Below are 16,559 nucleotides of genomic sequence, written 5' to 3' on the forward strand. Positions count from 1 at the left end.
GAAATAGGCTCACCATTCAAAATATCGGGAAGCTTATCCGCCTTAGTTTTTAATTCTGAATTTTGCATTTTGAATTCCGCGTAGCGGTATTAGGGTCTTCCTGGATGGATTTTGGCGGACCCTAGAGCGCGTCATCAATTGATTTCCAGAAGCCTTGGGGCACAAGCATTGCTGTGCCCTTCCTCAATGTGTCAGCTAGGGGCTGTCATCTGCTCTAGTACAGATTTGAGCGCTAAACGATGACAGCTTCTAGCGCGAGTCATCGTGATTCCTGTGAACGAATGGCGTCTCAGCGATCGCCTCTCGGCCAAATCGGCAGTCGCTTTCTCATCACCAACGTATCCTGACCCCTGTGAACGAGTTGGTCTACAAGTCGCCAGCCAAGACGAGCATATAATCCGCTGCCCGCGCCTCCTCAATAAGTTGGCCGATAAGGTGCGTACCTATTCCCCGGTTTTGGTAAGTCGGTATGAGAGAAAATCTTTCTAGATAGATCGGTTCAGTGGTTCGTGTGACACACCAGAAGCCCACAGGCTGTGCGCCATCGTAGAAAAGCTCATGGCAATTAGGATCAGTACTGTTCCAAAAAGAAGTGCGCTGAAAGTCTTCATCCCAAACGCCAAAATTTTGGATGACGTGGTCCTTGAGGGCTACACGATTCAGTGTGAATAAAAGCTCAATATCCTCAGATCTGGCAAAACGACGAGAGAGTTCCATAGTCGTTAGGGGATAAAAGTTTACGGATGTTGGCAGCTTAGAAGCAAAAGACCTGTTTCAGCAGAATTAGCCGGGATGACCTAGCCGTTTGTTGACATAAATTTTCAATAAAATTCTGTCTTCTATGGATTCTGAATGATAGTCTGTTGAAACTGTTTCTCATTTAAGAGGCTAGGCTAGTAGTGCTGAATTCCTTATCCTGAGAACTGATAAGTCCCATTTACGTTCTTTTATAGGGGTCTGTTAATGCCAAAGATATTCATCACAGGCCGGACACAGTTGAATTCAGCTTTTGCCTACATCCTAATTTTTGGGAAGCCGGATTTACTCTCCTCAGAATTAGGACATGCAGGGGTGATGTGTAGTCCTGTCTCACTGTGAGAAGGTCTAGCAGAGACCGTAATGCTGCTCCTGATGTTGCATCTTTTTAAATAAGAACTATGTCATCGATGATTGCAATCTCTGAAGCTAGTCTTGGCTTGCCCATTGAGTGGAGCGGTAGCAAGCCATGGTATCGACCCACTTTTTCTCCAGAGCATGGAGTTCTATTGGTTCTGTTTGGGGCTGTGTTGACTGGTGCCTCCTTGGCGCAAGCCTGGACTTGGCAAACTTCTCTAGCCTTTTTGGGTGCGTTTTTAGGTTTGCAGGCAGAACATCCGCTAACGGTACAGATCAAGCAGCGCCGCAGTTTAAAGCCACGTTACTTACTGTGGACAGCAATCTATGGGGCTGGGGCGATCGCGATTGCAGGCTGGCTCACGCTGCAACATCCTTGTTTGATTTGGGTTTGTGGCGGTGGGGCGATCGCGTTAGGCGTCAATGTATGGGCAGTTCTGCGACGTCAGCAAAAAGTCATCGCGACTGAAATCTCGATGTTCTCGGCAATTTGCCTATCAACCTTATTTGCCTACGGTACGACTGCTGATGGCCTCACCACCAGCGCTGTAGGTTTTTGGATCTTGAATACGCTCTTTTTCTCCAGTGCCGTCTTCACCATCAAACTACGTAAGATCAAAACGAGTTCTTTACAGGGTAGCTTGGTCTATCACGGCAGTGCGATCGCCCTCATTTCCTTACTCTATGGTATGGGCTGGTTGTTGCCACTGACCGCATTGACCTTTGCGATCGCGGTGTTGAAGTTGGTCGTCATTATTGGGCAACGAGACTGGTACTGTAACTGTCGCTTCGAGTATATTGCTCGCTTTGAAACTTACTTTGCTCTGAGCTACACCGCACTAGCGTGTCTGACGGTCCTGCCTGCCCGTTTGCCACCACCGGTATAGCGATAGCTGCGATCGCGCAAAAAAACAGAGCAAAGAGCAGCACAATGAAACGATCCTTTGCAGTTCATCCCCAAATTGAGCCACACCGATTACTTATTCGAGCTCCGTACTTGAAAGATATTTCCTTCTAAATCCCAGCCGTCGCAAACCGTTCTGCCTTGGAAAGTCCATTCCTTAGTCTTGGGGTTGAAATGACCTCCGGCCAGGTGGATCTTGTCTCTAATTTTAGAGGTGCTTTCGTCTATGAAAAATACAGGTTTGATGGGCGTTGATTCTCTTGGCTGGGGTGGGTTTGTCAGGGTTACCGAGTTGGCAATTTCTACAGGTGCTTGCAGCAAAACTAACTCCAACTCATCCGAATACAAAACCGCATCGCTATCATCTGAGGTGTGAGTGTTAAAGCCAAACACCTGGGTATAAAAATCGACCATTGGCTGAAGCGCGATCGCATAGATGACTAACCCAGTTTTCACAATATGTTCACCTCAGGCAACAACTCTGTTAATTAATTGTTCTCTTTCTAGAGAGAGTTTATCGACACATCCTAGGCAATAGAGACTTTAACCGTCATTGGTACTTGGAATAAATTGCTTCTCCAGATGGATATTTTTTCAGCTTGATCTAAATAAGATGGGCTTAATGAAATTTGTTCTCATTAGTTGCAATTAATCGTTAAGCGTTTCATTAGGAGATGTAGCATGTCTTTTCCCAATCAAGATCGTCGTGATGACGTTATCTATATCCTGCTCAATAAAGTGAAGCATACAGGAGAGGAAGCTGAGGACGTCGCATTTTATGATGCGGATTTTGAGGGTAAGATGATTGATCAGGCTGTGGTTCAGCAACACTTGCAATATGTAATCGATGGTGGCTACTTGAAAGGCAGTCTCGTTAAAGCGGATGAAGACGGCGAGAATTCTCCCTTGGCCGTTTGCAAAAATGCACAGATTACATCAGAAGGCACCAAAATTCTCAGAATGAAGTATTTCATGGTTTAAGGTCTTGGTGACGCTGTACTAACCCCGTCGCAATGGCTAATCCAAAGATGCCTAGAAGGGCAAAGCCCAACAGCAGCTTGCCCCCTTCAAGCAATCCTGCCCCTAAAGCCACAATCGGTGGATTGGAGACCGCAATGCTGATGATCAGTGCCGGCGCGAATTTAACCAGCGGTGCTTTTGTTAGTCCAACACCGTAGCAAACAAAGTCAAAGAAGCCCGTCATCAAGCAACCCGTCATCAGGAAAAAATTTCGCTCTAAGTGGCGCTGACTCAAGGTGTCGATGCGATGCATAAAATTTTTGCCAACGAAGCGCTGCACTAGCCCTCGTCCATATTGCCGCGCTAGAAAAAAGCTCAATGAGCAGGAGAGCAAATCTGCTACACAAATGACGGCTAATCCTTGCGAAAACCCTAACAGTCCTCCGGCTAAGACAGAATACGCTGTGCCGGGTAGAGCAGGAATCACGACGCTGGTGAATCGCAGCAGAAAGATACCTATCGGTGCCCAGGGTCCTAGCTGTTCGACTTGCGATCGCAACTGAGCAATGCCGTAGTGGTTTATCAGCCAAACCAGTAGGGCAACCCCCAGCAGCAAGCCCAAAAATTGTAATGCCTTCAACAATCGCGATCGCTTCATCGACATTGACTCCCTGAATTTTTTGTACTCCTTTACAGGCGGCTAATACAGCTGATTCTGCAATGGCTACTTTGTCTGCTGCTGGAGATAATCATGAGTACTCAACGCCACCTATCGAGCCGTTTGCGTACCTCTCGATAGTGTAAGCCAAGGCGATCTCACAATGGTTGCTAGCGTGGTTCTTGAGGTCTGTTTGCGTTGTTTTCCTCTGGCATGAAAGTTTGTGGATAAATGATTGGCAGCAGTTGCCTCAGCATCAGCCGGATTAAGCGAGTGCCGTTACCCCAATGCCAGAATGGGTCGATTTCATAGATCTGCGCTACCACTCAATAAAATTCGTAATCCGAGCGTGTTTTAATCTGATGCGGGTGTTCGAATAACCGAGAAATCTCATTGATGACGTCTCGGAGCCGGGTCCGGTGTTCCTGCCCTGGGATGCAGTGACCCGTAAACTCTCCGCTATGGGTTGAAAATGCCCACTGTGATTCACTGTGATCATAGCCGTGTGCCTCAACTGACGTTACCTGACACGTGGGGTCCAGGAGTTCCTCAGAAAAATGAACCTGTAGCAGCACACAGCGACACTCTAATCCGACATACCGATTGGGAAAGTAAAAGCTGAGATCAATCGACCGAGGATCAAGGTAGCGCTGGGTTGCGGAGTCGGTTAGCCATGGACTTAAATCGACCCGCGCATTAGCAAATTCCGCTTGAAAGAGAACAGCTAGATGAGCAATCTTACTGGTTAATTCGACTGTAACGGCTTGACTGGCTGCGTTCATGAAAACTCCATTGGATTGTTTGAACTAATTCTCAATAAATCAAAGATGTTTCGATTGCTTGAGTCCTATGCTGCTCTCTGAGAATTGAGATTTCTTCCAAAGAGAAAGAGCAAGAAGTCTTGAAATTAAAGGAAAAATTCAAAGGAAAAGAGCCTCGTGTTTTTAACCGGTTTATTCATGGAGACGTTTTTTTATGACGCACCATCCATTTGACAAGGCTCTTTAATGAGAGTATATATCAACAAGCAAGTAAAATGACGCAATCTAAATTTTTAGGAGGTTTGCATGAGTGCATACGTGCAAGAACTGAAAGGCACTGCTCAAGCCATGGTTGCCAAAGGGAAGGGTATTTTGGCGATGGACGAGAGCAATGGTACTTGCAACAAACGGTTCGAGAAGTTGGGAATTCCAGCGACTCAGGAATATCGTCAAGCTTATCGGCAGCTTATTTTGACAACGCCTGGTTTATCGGAATACATCAGTGGTCCAATCCTGTATGACGAAACGATCCGCCAGAATACTCAGGAGGGTGTGCCTTTCTTAAAGGTGATTGCAGATGCAGGCATGATTCCGGGGATCAAAGTTGATACTGGTGCCAAAGATCTTGCCGGTCATGCAGGCGAAAAAGTGACCGAAGGTTTGGATGGGCTGCGCGATCGCATCGCGGAGTACTACCAAATGGGTGCTCGGTTTGCAAAATGGCGGGCCGTCATTACCATCGGCAGCACCATTCCAAGTCGCGCCTGTATTGAAGCCAATGCTCATGCTTTGGCGCGGTATGCAGCCCTGTGCCAGGAAGGCGGGCTAGTGCCGATTGTTGAGCCAGAAGTTTTGATTGATGGCGATCATACTTTGGAGCACTGTTGGCACGTAACGGATGCGGCGCTCCATGAAGTGTTCAACCAACTCCACACCCAGAATGTTGCCTACGACCAGATGATCCTGAAACCCAGTATGGTGATTCCAGGTAAAGCCTGTGCTCAGCAAGCCAGTGTAGGGGCAGTTGCAGAAGCAACCATAAGCTGCTTATTGAAAAACGTTCCTGCTAGTGTTGCAGGGATTGCTTTCCTCTCTGGAGGACAGTCTATGGAACAGTCCTCTGCTCACCTCAGCGCTATGAATTCACTGTTCGGTTCGCAGTGTCCCTGGCCCGTTACGTTCTCCTATGCTCGCGCTATTCAGCAGCCCGCGCTAGACCATTGGGCTGGCGATGCAAGCCGGGTTGATGAGGCTCAAAAGCGTTTGCTGACGCGCGCTCAATACAATAGTGCGGCGAGTGTTGGCGAGTACTCCAGTGATATGGAGAAAGCAATGGCGATCGCCTAACCCCGTCTCCTCCAAAAGATTGGGTATCCCTTTTAGTGCAGACCTCTCCTGAGAATGGCTCGTTCTCAGGAGTTTTTTTATTCGTTCTAATAAAAAAGGAAAATTAATAAACAGGAATGGTTTTCATTAGGAAGCAGATAGGATATATTGATCAAAGCTATTGAGAAGTACCCTCAATAGCTGCGGATGTATTTGAGGCGGCTCTCACTACTTTTTCGCTCTCTGTGATGGTTTCTCAAGCAATTGATGGAATTTTCTGCAAATTTATTGAGAAAGAATTTTATCTGTAAGTTTGTAGATTTGTTCATTCTATGGTTGGTCACGAGGAACTCATCAGCCCGACTAGTTACAGCCGTCGCAGGTTCTGTTAGGACAAGACGGCAAGCCATCTGGTGATGTGCTAAGCACCCGGATAATGCTGGGTGCTCTAGCCTCGGTGGCTAAAGCTATGTTTACGGCAGGCAGTCAATATCCGCTTCATCATCAGTGTCTAGGCACTGTCAGCACACTTGAAATGTTTTAACGGCTAACTATCATGGCAAAAGTTGGATTGTTCTACGGCTCCACCACTGGAAAAACAGCAGATGCTGCTGAGCAGGTTCAGGCAGCATTGGGTGGGGACTCAGTTGTTGATCTTCACGATATTAGTGAGAAGAGTGCTGAGGACTTAGCTGAATACGACTACCTCATCATTGGCTGTCCTACGTGGAATATTGGCGAGGTCCAAGACGACTGGGACGCCATTATTGATGATTTGGATGATGTTGACTTCAATGGCAAAACGGTTGCTTATTTCGGCACCGGAGATCAGATCGGCTATGCCGACAACTTTCAGGATGCCATGGGTATTTTGGAAGAGAAAATTGTTGGCTTAGGGGGTAAGACAGTGGGCTACTGGTCTGCCGATGGCTATGAACACAGCGACTCTAAAGCGATACGGGATGGTAAATTCTGTGGGCTGGCATTGGATGATGACAACGAGTCTGAGAAAACGGAAGAGCGCATTCAAACTTGGTGCGGCCAAATTAAGTCGGAAATGAGTCTTTAGCGGTGGCTGGTGGCGTCATGATGATTGCCACACTCATTAGCAGCAACCCTTCATGCTTCTAGGCCTCCTCCGAAAGTCTAGATTTAGGCTGGCAGTTGAATGCTTGGGTTACGGTATTCAGCTGCCGGCTTTCCTATCGCCAAAGGTAATGGGCGATCGCCTTTATAGCTTCAGCCGCTTAGGCTAATGTACCTAGTACTCCACGGCAGAAATATTCTCACTATTCATAATGCTGGGAAAGCGCATCTGCCTTAGTTTTGAGTTCTGAATTTTGAATTTTGAATTCCGCGTAGCGGTACTAATACTCCACGGCAGAAATAGGCTCACCATCAAAACACTGGGAAGCTTATCCGCCTTAGTTTTGTAGAGCTTTGCTCTTCTTGCAGAGTATTCTAAATTTTGAATTCCGCGTAGCGGTGCTAGTAACCCGTTATGAAACGTTCAGTGCTTTCCATCGTTAGGGCAAAGAAATCTATCTCGATAGCTTCAAGCCCAATCCGGTTATCGCCAATACAATCCAAACTGCATAGGCGGGAAACCAAGCGCTCCACCAGTTCGGAGAGAAGAACTCAGCAGTTGATGAGTCAAAAGCGGCAAGCGTAATCGTATTCAATGAAATTGCAATAGTAAAACCGATTACTCCAGACCACAACATCGTATTCATTAGGCTTGCCTCTTCGTGTTTAGGGTATTGGCAAATTCACAGTGCTGAATCGTAGAGACTTGAACCTAACACAGTTAATGGCGTTATGAATGGTCCCAGTCGGGGCGGAATCCCTTGCGGCTGTTGAGGAAGCGATCAATCGCCATAGCTGCAATACAGCCGTCTCCTGCGGCTACGACAGCTTGTTTAAAGGGAGTATTACGAATGTCTCCGACCGCCCAAACGCCGTCAACGTTGGTTGCCATTAATTCATCAACCACAACGCCACCTGTCGAGTTAAGCGCAATCTGATCGCCCAGAAAATCTGTAATCGGCTTTGAGCCATTTTGATAGACAAAAACGCCTTCCACCGGTAACTCTACTGGGTCTTTGTCTACTTTAGTTTTGATTTGTACATGAGTAACGCCCATGCCGTTGCCTTGGATTGATAAGAGGCGCGATCGCTGCCAGTGCTTGATGTTAGGGGCTGTTGCTAAAGCTTGGGCAGGGTAATCTCCTGGCTCAGGATCCTTGAATGTGACCCAATGGACTTTTGCCGCAAACTTGGTCAGTACATGGGCTTCTTCGATCGCCTCTGGGTTAGAGCCAATCACCGCGACTTCGCGATCGCGATAGAACGCACCGTCACACGTCGCGCAGTAGCTGACGCCTCGTCCCAAAAATTCGGCTTCCCCTTTGAAAGACGCTGTGCGACCCATCGCCCCAGTAGCCAGGACTAAGGCTCGTCCTGTAAAGGTGCCATCGGGGGTGTAAACCGTTTTGAGCGGTCCAGATGCTTCGATACCAAAAACCTGGGCTCGTCGATAGTCTGTGCCAAATGCGATCGCTTGCTCTCGCATCGTTGTTAGCAGCGCTTCACCACTCACATCACCCGGAACACCAGGATAATTGGCAATTTTATGGGTAATCGCGAGTGCCCCGACTGCTGGATTTTTGTCGAGAATGACTGTTTTGAGATCTGCTCGTGATGTGTAGAGAGCACAGGTACACCCAGCGGGTCCCCCACCAATAACCACAACATCAAATTCAAAAGTATCCACGACGTAGTTCTCCAATCAGCATTCAAAAACGAATTAAAAGCAAGCGTGTAGTGAGATCTTGGGCTTAACTTAGAACAGTACAGGGGTTGCTAAGGCGGTTAAGACGGTTAGGACAGGAGTTCGATGAGGGGCAACCGAACTTGAGGGGATGCTGCTTGGTGCCAAAAATCTAAAACAATGGGGCTAACTTTTTTCGCATGGGTGTCGTGGAAAAAATGGCGGCCCTGGGGACATGTCCAAAGGCGATCGCCGGGCTGGAGCCATTGCTGCCAGCGAGAATGTGCTTTCGGATCGACAACCGCATCATGGGCACCATGACAGATCAGCAGAGGCGAATGGATACCGCCTTGAGAAAAGCCATCACAGTCTGCAAGAGAATGGGGAGACAACTCAGTATCCAAAACCTTTTCTAGCAGTTTGACGAGTCCATTAGCCTTCGCAACACTGTGAGGACCAAACAACATGCCGACCATCTGTAGGAGTATCACGTAGCGATCGCACGGTAGAAGATTTCTCAGCGCATAGTAGTGAGCCTGCCATCCAACGGTGGGATTGACACCGACTGACAGCAGAGTTAAAGACTTTACACGGGTTGGATACAAGCGAGCATAGACTAATCCCAGCGCACCGCTGAGTCCATGACCGACCAAATGAATAGGTTGTGAGTGCTGCTGCATATACTCATGGAGGAGCGATAGAGCGGTTTCCATGCAGCAAGGCTCATCCGCAGTTTGACAATACCCCCAATAGTGCATCTCGATCTGACGGTTGAGCAATCGAAACAAGCGCTGGTCGAATCGACTCAAGCTAGGGTTGACGCCAATCCACAGGGCATCAGGAACGTAAGTCATGGTAATTAGCGGTGAAACAATATCGACAAAACGAAAAGCTAGATTAAGCAATTGCAGCAATAGCAACAGTAACTAAGTCACCTGAGATCAATGCAAGCATTAGTTGAGATTCTATATCATTAAGTCCCTAGTAACTGAGATTTGTTTGCATCTGTTTCTTCCAAAACTGTTTTGCCAACGGGTTTAGAGCTGTGGATTTATTTTGATTTCTGCCGCAGACATTACTCCAAAATGTAACCCTTGTACTTAGCCCAAGAATTTGCATAAGCACCTCCAAAGGGTTCTTTGAGGAACTCTATTGGTTGGCGATCGCTCTTCAAAATAAGCCTTGCGATAGTAGCTAACAGCCCTCTTTGTCGCCTTCTTCTAACTCAACATAAGTTCATGATCTGCTTATTGAGAAATGTTCTGATGTATGGTGGATTTTAATTAATGAGAATTCAATTCAATAAAGCTTGAGCAAGAGTTGTGCCTTGGTGGCTTCAGCGCTTGACTTTGCAGTGGTTCTCTTAATTTCTGCAACTCGACTAAAGGAGTTGATATGACGAACGGAGTTTTTTGGACCCCCCTGACGCGATCGCTGGGGTGGTCTCTTAAATCCACTTCCGATGTAGGCGCTCCCTTGCTAGCGGGGAATATCCGCTTCAAGGATCTCTCCGGGCGCTTACTCGGTGCCCACGTAGCCCATGCTGGGCTGATTGTGTTATGGGCTGGGGCAATGACGCTCTTCGAGCTGTCACGGTTTAACCCCAGCCTGCCGATGTATGAGCAGAATCTAATTTTGCTGCCCCATTTGGCAACCCTCGGTATTGGTGTTGCCGATGGTGGCATGGTCGTGGATACCTATCCCTACTATGCGATCGCGATGGTACATCTTGTCAGCTCTGCTGTGCTGGGAGCTGGTGGTATTTTTCATGCAGTCATCGGACCTGAAAGGCTTAACCCGAAAGGCTTCGGCTATGACTGGGAAGATGGCAGAAAGATGACCACGATCCTCGGCATCCATCTTGTTCTCCTAGGAGTTGGTGCGCTTTTGTTGGTTTTAAAAGCCACTCGCTTCGGTGGCGTTTACGACCCAATAGTTGAGCAAGTACGGCTCGTGCAGCCCAACCTTGATCCGGGACGTATTTTTGGTTACCTGTTTGGTTTTAGTCCTAACGGCTGGACGATTACGGGCATGGCGAGTGTCGATAACCTAGAGGACATCATTGGTGGACACGTCTGGGTTGGGCTGCTCTGTATTGGGGGTGGCATCTTTCACATCCTGACGCAGCCTTTCACCTGGGCGAAGCAGCGGCTAGTTTGGTCTGGAGAGGCCTATTTGTCCTACAGCTTAGGAGCGTTGGCGATCGCGGGTTTCAGCGTCGCCGTATTCGTTTCTGTAAACGAGGTTGCTTATCCTAGCGTTTTTTATGGACCCGTTGGAGGGACTGAGCAATCTATCCGGGCAGCTCTTGCTAGCGTGCATGCCACCCTAGGTTTTCTGGCGCTGCTGGGACATCTTTGGCATGCCTATCGCTCTTTGAGCGTGTCCCTCGGCAGTACTCAAGGGACCTTCTTCGATTTCATGGCGAATCGCAAGCCGGATGTAGTCGCTGAAGGCTAGTGGGGCGATCGCGGATGCGAGGCATTTTGTTTTTAAGACTGACTCAGAATTTCGGCGTTGTTCATCAGCGGGATGATGGTGTCTCCCTCACCGGGAGCGATTGCTTGAAGTCCTTCAGAATGACGGATTGAGGCGGCTATGCCAAGTTAGCTATCCGATTAATTCATTCCCACATTCAGCAACACCAAAATTTCTACAGGTAGATCGGTTACTACCCGCCGGCTACTGCTGATAGAGAGTATCGAAATGCTCAGTATAGGTCTTCAGGCTTGGCGTTTTAGACAAGTCTGACAGCAGATTCAAGAATGCTTTGCTCCTATCCGAATGTTCAAAATTAAGGAGGAGATTGAATGACCAGTGCGGTTGATAACGTTAATACCAATATTCCTTTCCGGGCGGGAAACGCTCGGTTGACGGACTTATCCGGTAGGCTGCTAGGGGCGCACGTTGCCCACGCGGGACTAATTGTGCTCTGGGCCGGAGCCATTACTCTATTTGAACTAGATCGATTCGATCCATCTCTGCCGATGTATGAGCAGGGACTAATTTTGTTACCTAACTTGGCTCGCTTAGGACTTGGAGTCGGGCCTGGAGGAGAGATTGTTGACACCTATCCTTACTTTGTTGTCGGAGCGGTGCACCTCATTAGCTCTGCCTTTTTAGGGGCAGGAGGAATTTTTCACTCCCTCAAAGGTCCGGCAAAGCTAGAGAGCAAGTTTCCGTTCTTTGGCTATCGCTGGGATGACACCAACAAAATGACCACCATTCTGGGTATTCATCTAACCCTTTTGGGGATTGGTGCGTTTCTGCTAGTCGCAAAAGCTATGTTCTTTGGTGGCCTGTATGATCCGACGGTTCAGGATGTACGAGTGATCACGAACCCAACCCTTAATCCAGCCACCATTTTTGGCTATCTGTTTGGCACCGAAGGCCGTTTTTGGATAGCGGGTGTGGATAATTTAGAAGACGTCGTGGGTGGACACATCTGGGTCGGCGTTGTCTTAATCCTAGGGGGGATCTGGCATATGGCTACTCGCCCTCTAGCGTGGACTAAGAACCTTTTCGTTTGGTCGGGTGAGGCATATCTGTCTTACAGCATTGGTGCAGTTAGCCTCATGGCATTTGTGGCGACCCTATTTGTATCGGTTAACTCCCTCGTCTTTCCTCCTGAGTTTTTCGGTCCAGCGCTAGGACTTGAATTCAATCGTTTTCCCGTTTTCTTCAGTCCAGACGGCGTTGCCACTAACCGCGTGTGGTTAGCCAATGCTCATTTCTGGTTGGGTTTCTTTTTCTTGCAAGGTCATATTTTTCATGCGCTACGGGCAGCGGGTTATAGCTTTACCGAAGGTCGGGTGACTGAATCAACCCGGGGGGAGGCTAGCCTATCATGACGGTAACTCAATCCAATCCGCTAAAGCCACTAGGCTTTACAACCGATACTGCGGATCCCAATACCTACGTTTCCCAATCGCTCGATCCTTATTCTTGGTGGGCCGGTAATTTCCGCTTTGTCGATCTCTCTGGCAAGTTGCTCGGTGCTCACATTGCTCATGCAGGGCTGATCGTACTCTGGGCTGGAGCGATGACACTGTTTGAATTGTCTCGCTTTAACCCTAGCCTCCCAATGTATGAGCAGGGGTTGATTTTACTGCCTCATCTCGCTTCCTTAGGCATTGGTGTTGGTGCTGATGGTGTCGTGGTTGACACGTATCCCTATTTTGCGATCGGTGCTGTTCACTTAGTGAGTTCCGCTGTTTTGGGAGCCGGGGGCATTTATCACGCCGTTCTAGGTCCCGAAAAGCTCGACAAGAAAGGCTTTGGTTACGACTGGGCCGACGGTCGCAAGATGACCACCATTCTGGGGATTCACCTGGTTTTGCTGGGTATCGGTGCGCTGTTGCTGGTTATTAAGGCCGTCTACGCTAGCGGTCTGTTTGATCCGGCGATCGCTGATGTTCGTCTAGTCTCCCAACCCACTTTGAATCCGCTGACAATCTTCGGCTACTTAGTCGGCATTACCCCGGAAGGGTGGACCCTAAAAGGTATGGCGGCGGTCAACAGTTTGGAAGATGTTGTCGGGGGGCACCTGTGGATCGGTGCCATCTTGGTTCTGGGCGGCATTTGGCACATTCAGACTGAGCCAACCCGTTGGGCCAAGGGACTATTTGTCTATTCAGGGGAAGCATACCTGTCTTACAGTCAGGCGGCGTTGGCCTATATGGGGTTCTTCGCGGCTTTCTTTGTTTGGGTCAACGGAACCGTATATCCAGAAGTATTTTACGGTCCTGTAGCGACTACCCGAGTCAACGGCATCATCACGCCGCGCACTTGGCTCATGCTGGTTCAGGCTGTTTTCGCCAGTCTGCTATTAGCGGGGCACTTTTGGCATGGATTGAGATCGCGGGCGATCGCCGCCGGCTACAACTTCAGCCAAATGAAGTTCAACCCTGGTGCTATCTACGGCGATAGTCAGTTCAACAACCAGCCGTTGTTCACTGGCATTATTCAACCGCCCAAGAGCGATCCGCAAATTGGTATGCTGGCAACCCCGATCGCAACCAGTCCCCTGTCTCGGACCTGGATCAAAAACCTGCCCATCTATCGAGACGGGCTTTCTCCCGCAACTCGGGGTCTAGAAATTGGGATGGCCCACGGCTATTTATTGTTGGGACCCTTCCTAAAACTGGGGCCCCTCAGAAATACAGACCAAGCTCTCCTTGCCGGAGTGGGTAGTGCATCTGGATTAGTCGTCATTCTCAGCGTTTGCCTTTTTATCTATGGCGGAGCGGTTTTCCAAGGCCGGACTAAACCTAGAGGTGATTTACCTGAGAACATTCAAACCTACCGTGATTGGAGCCTATTTACCTCGGGCTTCCTGGTGGGTGGTCTGGGCGGCGTCATTTTTGCCTGCTTCATTCTGTTTGAAATTGGACGGGCAGGTATTGTCTAAGCCCAATACGTCCGGTGCTATATCGGTATGTGGAGAAAATTGGGTGGCAGCGCTCGCTTAATTCTTTGATAGGACTGATGCATGGCTCTGTTGCCTCCCCTAACTCTAAGGACGTTGAATTCGACTTTCTTGCATTTGGGGATTAAGCGGGCCAAAAGCCAGTTTCGCCTGCGTCAGTCCTGTTTTTATCGCTGTTGCTAGTTCCATAAGGACAAGACGGCGAACCATCTGCCTATCAACCAAGCACCCGGATGCTACGGGACACGAGTCTAGTACCGCTACGCGGAATTCAAAATGCGAAATACTTGTCTCTTCGAGAACGCCAAGGCGAACGAGAAGAGCAAAGCTCTACAGAATTCAAAACTAGAGCGGATAAGCTTTCCCAATGTTTTGAATAGTGAGCCTATCTCAGCCGTCGTGTACTAGATGGCCAAGGCTCTATCTTTCTTGGTTTGTTTCTTCGTTTAGCTAATTGCTGCATTTAAGAAAAACATGGCTATTCCTTTACTCAACTACCCTCTTTCAAGTCAAAATCAGCGCGTTGACGGCTTTGAGATGCCCGGAGATGAGCAGCCTCGACAATACACGCTGGATGACTTGCCGACAGAAATGGAGATGGATGACATTATCCGGGCGGCCTATCGACAGATTTTCAATGAGCAGCAGCAGATTGCAGCCCATCGTCAGGTTACGCTGGAATCTCAGTTGCGAAATGGACAAATCACGATGCGGGATTTCATTCGCAAGCTGTTGTTATCCGATTCGTTTCGGCGCTTGAATTATGAGACGAATAGCAATTACCGATTTGTTGAATTGTGTATTCAGCGAGTCCTGGGGCGACCTGTTTATAACCAACAGGAGAAGCTAGCCTGGTCGATTGTATTGGCGACGAAAGGACTTCAGGGTTTTGTCGATGAGTTGTTAGCCACTGAAGAGTACATCAGATTCTTTGGTGAGAATACCGTCCCCTATCAACGGCGACGAATTTTGCCTCAACGAGATTCTGGAGAAATGCCTTTTGCTCGAATGGCTCGCTACGATGCCAATCATCTCGGTCAACTTTATCAATCTGGCCAACTCAGAAGGTTTGATAACGGTGTCATTGATCGTAGCGCTGCGGTCTATCGCAGAGTGCTATTGCTGGTGCCAACAGCAGCGGCAGCATTACTCGTTGCGACGTTAGTTTTGGTGGCTTCGCCTCACTAACCCAATTTTTAGGTGTAGACAATTTGGAGACTCAGGAATGGAAATGCTTTCTAACAAGACTGTAGAAGAAACTTCAATTTCAACAGAAAACGCTGTAATAGAAGAGGCTGAAGTCCGGCCTCTTAGTTTGTCGCGTAAGGCTGAGCTTTGGAGCGGTCGTTTTGCCATGATTGGCTTTATGACAACGGCCATGGCGATCGCCTTCAAAGCGACTATCTAATCCATGTGATATCTCACCGCTTACCTCTTACCCTATTGGTTCAGTCATGTCCTCACCCATCACGGTTGCCTGTGGATTTCTAGGTGGAACGATTCTCTCAACAGAGGGAGGCTATCGTGTGCTGCAACATCCTCGGCCCGAACGAGTGTTTGACCGCATTGCTGATGCTCGGTGGTTCTTGGCGGTAAGCTGGTGTGACCATGATGCAACGCCAACGGCAATTCTGACCCACGACGGACAATTGTCTTTTCAAAATCAAGCGGTGCTGGCTCTAGGGGAAGACGAGTTCCTGCCTCAAGAGCAGCGCAAGCCCATTTTTGACATGAGTTTGTCTCTGGCAGCGGGAGATACCGCGCTGTATACCGTCCAGAAATCGGGCGGTATACAGCATCAAGTCCGAGTCTTGGGACTTGAGATTGACCCCCGCTATGGCAGGGTTGCGATTGTGCAGGCAATCGCGGCAGATTTTCGACCCGAGCGATCGCCGTTCTAACGACCTATGACGATTCCCCAATATCCCAATCTGGCCGCCGCGACTCGGAGCGTTTGTCAACAGTGGTGCGAAGCTTACGGCTATAGCGATCCCTTCTGTCGCAATGGTGAATGGTGGGCGTTTCCACCACACAGTGTTATGCCTGTCAGCATCAAAACTGTGATGGCAGCGGATTGTCGCTACCCCGTCGCCATTGGTTCACTCACGTTAACGATTCGTCCAGATGGGTCATTTGCTAGCGCACTCTAACAACAGATTAGTGGGATTGCTCCTGTAGTCTATTAGTACTACTCTATGTAAGTACGATCGTTGCCGTAGTTTGAAAGAAGAGGGTTGCTGACATGGGGTTTGCCAAAACGACACCCATTCTGCGGATTTTTGATGAGGTTAAGGCGAGAGAGTTTTACGTTGATTTTTTGGGCTTCGCAGTTGATTGGGAACATCGGTTTGGTCCAAATATGCCGCTGTACTTGCAAGTTTCAAGAGGCGACTGTCGACTTCATTTGTCGGAGCATCATGGAGACTGTAGCCCAGGCTCAGCGATGCGAATTGAGACGGATGAGCTTGAGAGCTTTCATGCAGAACTCCTTGCGAGAGACTATCAGTATGCTCGACCCGGTATTGAAGACACCCCTTGGGGGAGTCGGGATATGTCCCTCAGTGATCCTTTCGGCAATCGGTTAACGTTTACCAATGCTATTAGCACTTAAGTCAGTTGGATATCTCAATCTAGGTCCG

Annotated in this window: 18 protein-coding genes; 12 read left to right on the plus strand and 6 right to left on the minus strand. The window is 48.6% G+C overall.

Annotated features, from left to right (window positions below):
• Nucleotides 1-366 precede the first annotated feature (366 nt).
• A complete protein-coding gene (locus PN498_RS16590) occupies nt 367-717 on the minus strand; it encodes a GNAT family N-acetyltransferase (protein ID WP_272064061.1) in 351 nt (116 codons plus the stop codon).
• Between the two features lie 440 nt (nt 718-1,157).
• Here PN498_RS16590 and PN498_RS16595 point away from each other — a divergent pair, with 440 nt between their 5' ends.
• The gene (locus tag PN498_RS16595) at nt 1,158-2,000 is read left to right on the plus strand and encodes a YwiC-like family protein (RefSeq protein ID WP_272064062.1); all 843 of its coding nucleotides are present in this window, start codon (nt 1,158-1,160) and stop codon (nt 1,998-2,000) included.
• A gap of 89 nt (nt 2,001-2,089) precedes the next feature.
• Here the strand turns inward: PN498_RS16595 and PN498_RS16600 are convergent, their stop codons facing one another.
• Nucleotides 2,090-2,473, minus strand: coding sequence for a hypothetical protein (locus tag PN498_RS16600; protein WP_272064063.1), 384 nt, complete (start codon nt 2,471-2,473; stop codon nt 2,090-2,092).
• A gap of 225 nt (nt 2,474-2,698) precedes the next feature.
• On the opposite strand from PN498_RS16600, the gene PN498_RS16605 reads away from it, so the two are divergent.
• Entirely contained in the window at nt 2,699-2,998 is a 300-nt protein-coding gene (locus PN498_RS16605) for a hypothetical protein (RefSeq protein ID WP_272064064.1), read from the plus strand.
• Here the strand turns inward: PN498_RS16605 and PN498_RS16610 are convergent.
• Together PN498_RS16610 and PN498_RS16615 are read right to left on the minus strand one after the other, a co-directional pair.
• A complete protein-coding gene (locus PN498_RS16610; protein WP_272064065.1) occupies nt 2,988-3,635 on the minus strand; it encodes a TVP38/TMEM64 family protein in 648 nt (215 codons plus the stop codon). The two genes, PN498_RS16605 and PN498_RS16610, sit on opposite strands and share 11 nt — an antisense overlap.
• Nucleotides 3,636-3,961: 326 nt before the next feature.
• Nucleotides 3,962-4,417 carry a hypothetical protein gene (locus tag PN498_RS16615; RefSeq protein ID WP_272064066.1) on the minus strand — a complete coding sequence of 152 codons (456 nt, stop codon included), beginning with the start codon at nt 4,415-4,417 and terminating at the stop codon, nt 3,962-3,964.
• A 285-nt stretch (nt 4,418-4,702) separates the two neighbouring features.
• On the opposite strand from PN498_RS16615, the gene PN498_RS16620 reads away from it, so the two are divergent.
• Together PN498_RS16620 and fldA are read left to right on the plus strand one after the other, a co-directional pair.
• Nucleotides 4,703-5,743 (plus strand): class I fructose-bisphosphate aldolase, encoded by a 1,041-nt coding sequence (locus PN498_RS16620; protein WP_272064067.1) that lies wholly within the window; start codon nt 4,703-4,705, stop codon nt 5,741-5,743.
• 535 nt (nt 5,744-6,278) lie between these two features.
• On the plus strand, nt 6,279-6,791 hold the full coding sequence (fldA, locus tag PN498_RS16625) for a flavodoxin FldA (protein WP_272064068.1): 513 nt from the start codon (nt 6,279-6,281) through the stop codon (nt 6,789-6,791).
• 747 nt (nt 6,792-7,538) lie between these two features.
• Here the strand turns inward: fldA and PN498_RS16630 are convergent.
• Both PN498_RS16630 and PN498_RS16635 read right to left on the minus strand, forming a co-directional pair.
• Nucleotides 7,539-8,495: an NAD(P)/FAD-dependent oxidoreductase gene (locus tag PN498_RS16630; protein WP_272064069.1), complete on the minus strand. Its 957-nt coding sequence runs from the start codon at nt 8,493-8,495 to the stop codon at nt 7,539-7,541.
• A gap of 107 nt (nt 8,496-8,602) precedes the next feature.
• Nucleotides 8,603-9,346 carry an alpha/beta fold hydrolase gene (locus tag PN498_RS16635; protein ID WP_272064070.1) on the minus strand — a complete coding sequence of 248 codons (744 nt, stop codon included), beginning with the start codon at nt 9,344-9,346 and terminating at the stop codon, nt 8,603-8,605.
• A gap of 541 nt (nt 9,347-9,887) precedes the next feature.
• On the opposite strand from PN498_RS16635, the gene PN498_RS16640 reads away from it, so the two are divergent.
• The 8 genes from PN498_RS16640 to PN498_RS16675 all read left to right on the plus strand — a co-directional run bounded on the left by PN498_RS16640 (nt 9,888) and on the right by PN498_RS16675 (nt 16,531).
• The gene (locus PN498_RS16640) at nt 9,888-10,952 is read left to right on the plus strand and encodes a chlorophyll a/b binding light-harvesting protein (protein ID WP_272064071.1); all 1,065 of its coding nucleotides are present in this window, start codon (nt 9,888-9,890) and stop codon (nt 10,950-10,952) included.
• Between the two features lie 350 nt (nt 10,953-11,302).
• Nucleotides 11,303-12,343 carry a chlorophyll a/b binding light-harvesting protein gene (locus PN498_RS16645; RefSeq protein ID WP_272064072.1) on the plus strand — a complete coding sequence of 347 codons (1,041 nt, stop codon included), beginning with the start codon at nt 11,303-11,305 and terminating at the stop codon, nt 12,341-12,343.
• On the plus strand, nt 12,340-13,902 hold the full coding sequence (locus tag PN498_RS16650; protein ID WP_272064074.1) for a chlorophyll a/b binding light-harvesting protein: 1,563 nt from the start codon (nt 12,340-12,342) through the stop codon (nt 13,900-13,902). The genes PN498_RS16645 and PN498_RS16650 overlap by 4 nt, the downstream gene beginning before the upstream one ends.
• A 492-nt stretch (nt 13,903-14,394) precedes the next feature.
• Entirely contained in the window at nt 14,395-15,108 is a 714-nt protein-coding gene (locus PN498_RS16655) for a phycobilisome rod-core linker polypeptide (RefSeq protein WP_272064076.1), read from the plus strand.
• A gap of 37 nt (nt 15,109-15,145) precedes the next feature.
• Nucleotides 15,146-15,328: a hypothetical protein gene (locus PN498_RS16660; protein ID WP_272064078.1), complete on the plus strand. Its 183-nt coding sequence runs from the start codon at nt 15,146-15,148 to the stop codon at nt 15,326-15,328.
• A gap of 46 nt (nt 15,329-15,374) precedes the next feature.
• Nucleotides 15,375-15,821, plus strand: coding sequence for a hypothetical protein (locus tag PN498_RS16665; RefSeq protein WP_272064079.1), 447 nt, complete (start codon nt 15,375-15,377; stop codon nt 15,819-15,821).
• Between the two features lie 6 nt (nt 15,822-15,827).
• The gene (locus PN498_RS16670) at nt 15,828-16,070 is read left to right on the plus strand and encodes a hypothetical protein (protein ID WP_272064080.1); all 243 of its coding nucleotides are present in this window, start codon (nt 15,828-15,830) and stop codon (nt 16,068-16,070) included.
• A gap of 92 nt (nt 16,071-16,162) precedes the next feature.
• The gene (locus PN498_RS16675) at nt 16,163-16,531 is read left to right on the plus strand and encodes a glyoxalase superfamily protein (RefSeq protein WP_272064081.1); all 369 of its coding nucleotides are present in this window, start codon (nt 16,163-16,165) and stop codon (nt 16,529-16,531) included.
• Nucleotides 16,532-16,559 lie beyond the last annotated feature (28 nt).

The organism is Oscillatoria sp. CS-180, assembly GCF_028330965.1.
Taxonomy (GTDB): Bacteria; Cyanobacteriota; Cyanobacteriia; order Phormidesmidales; family Phormidesmidaceae; genus Halomicronema.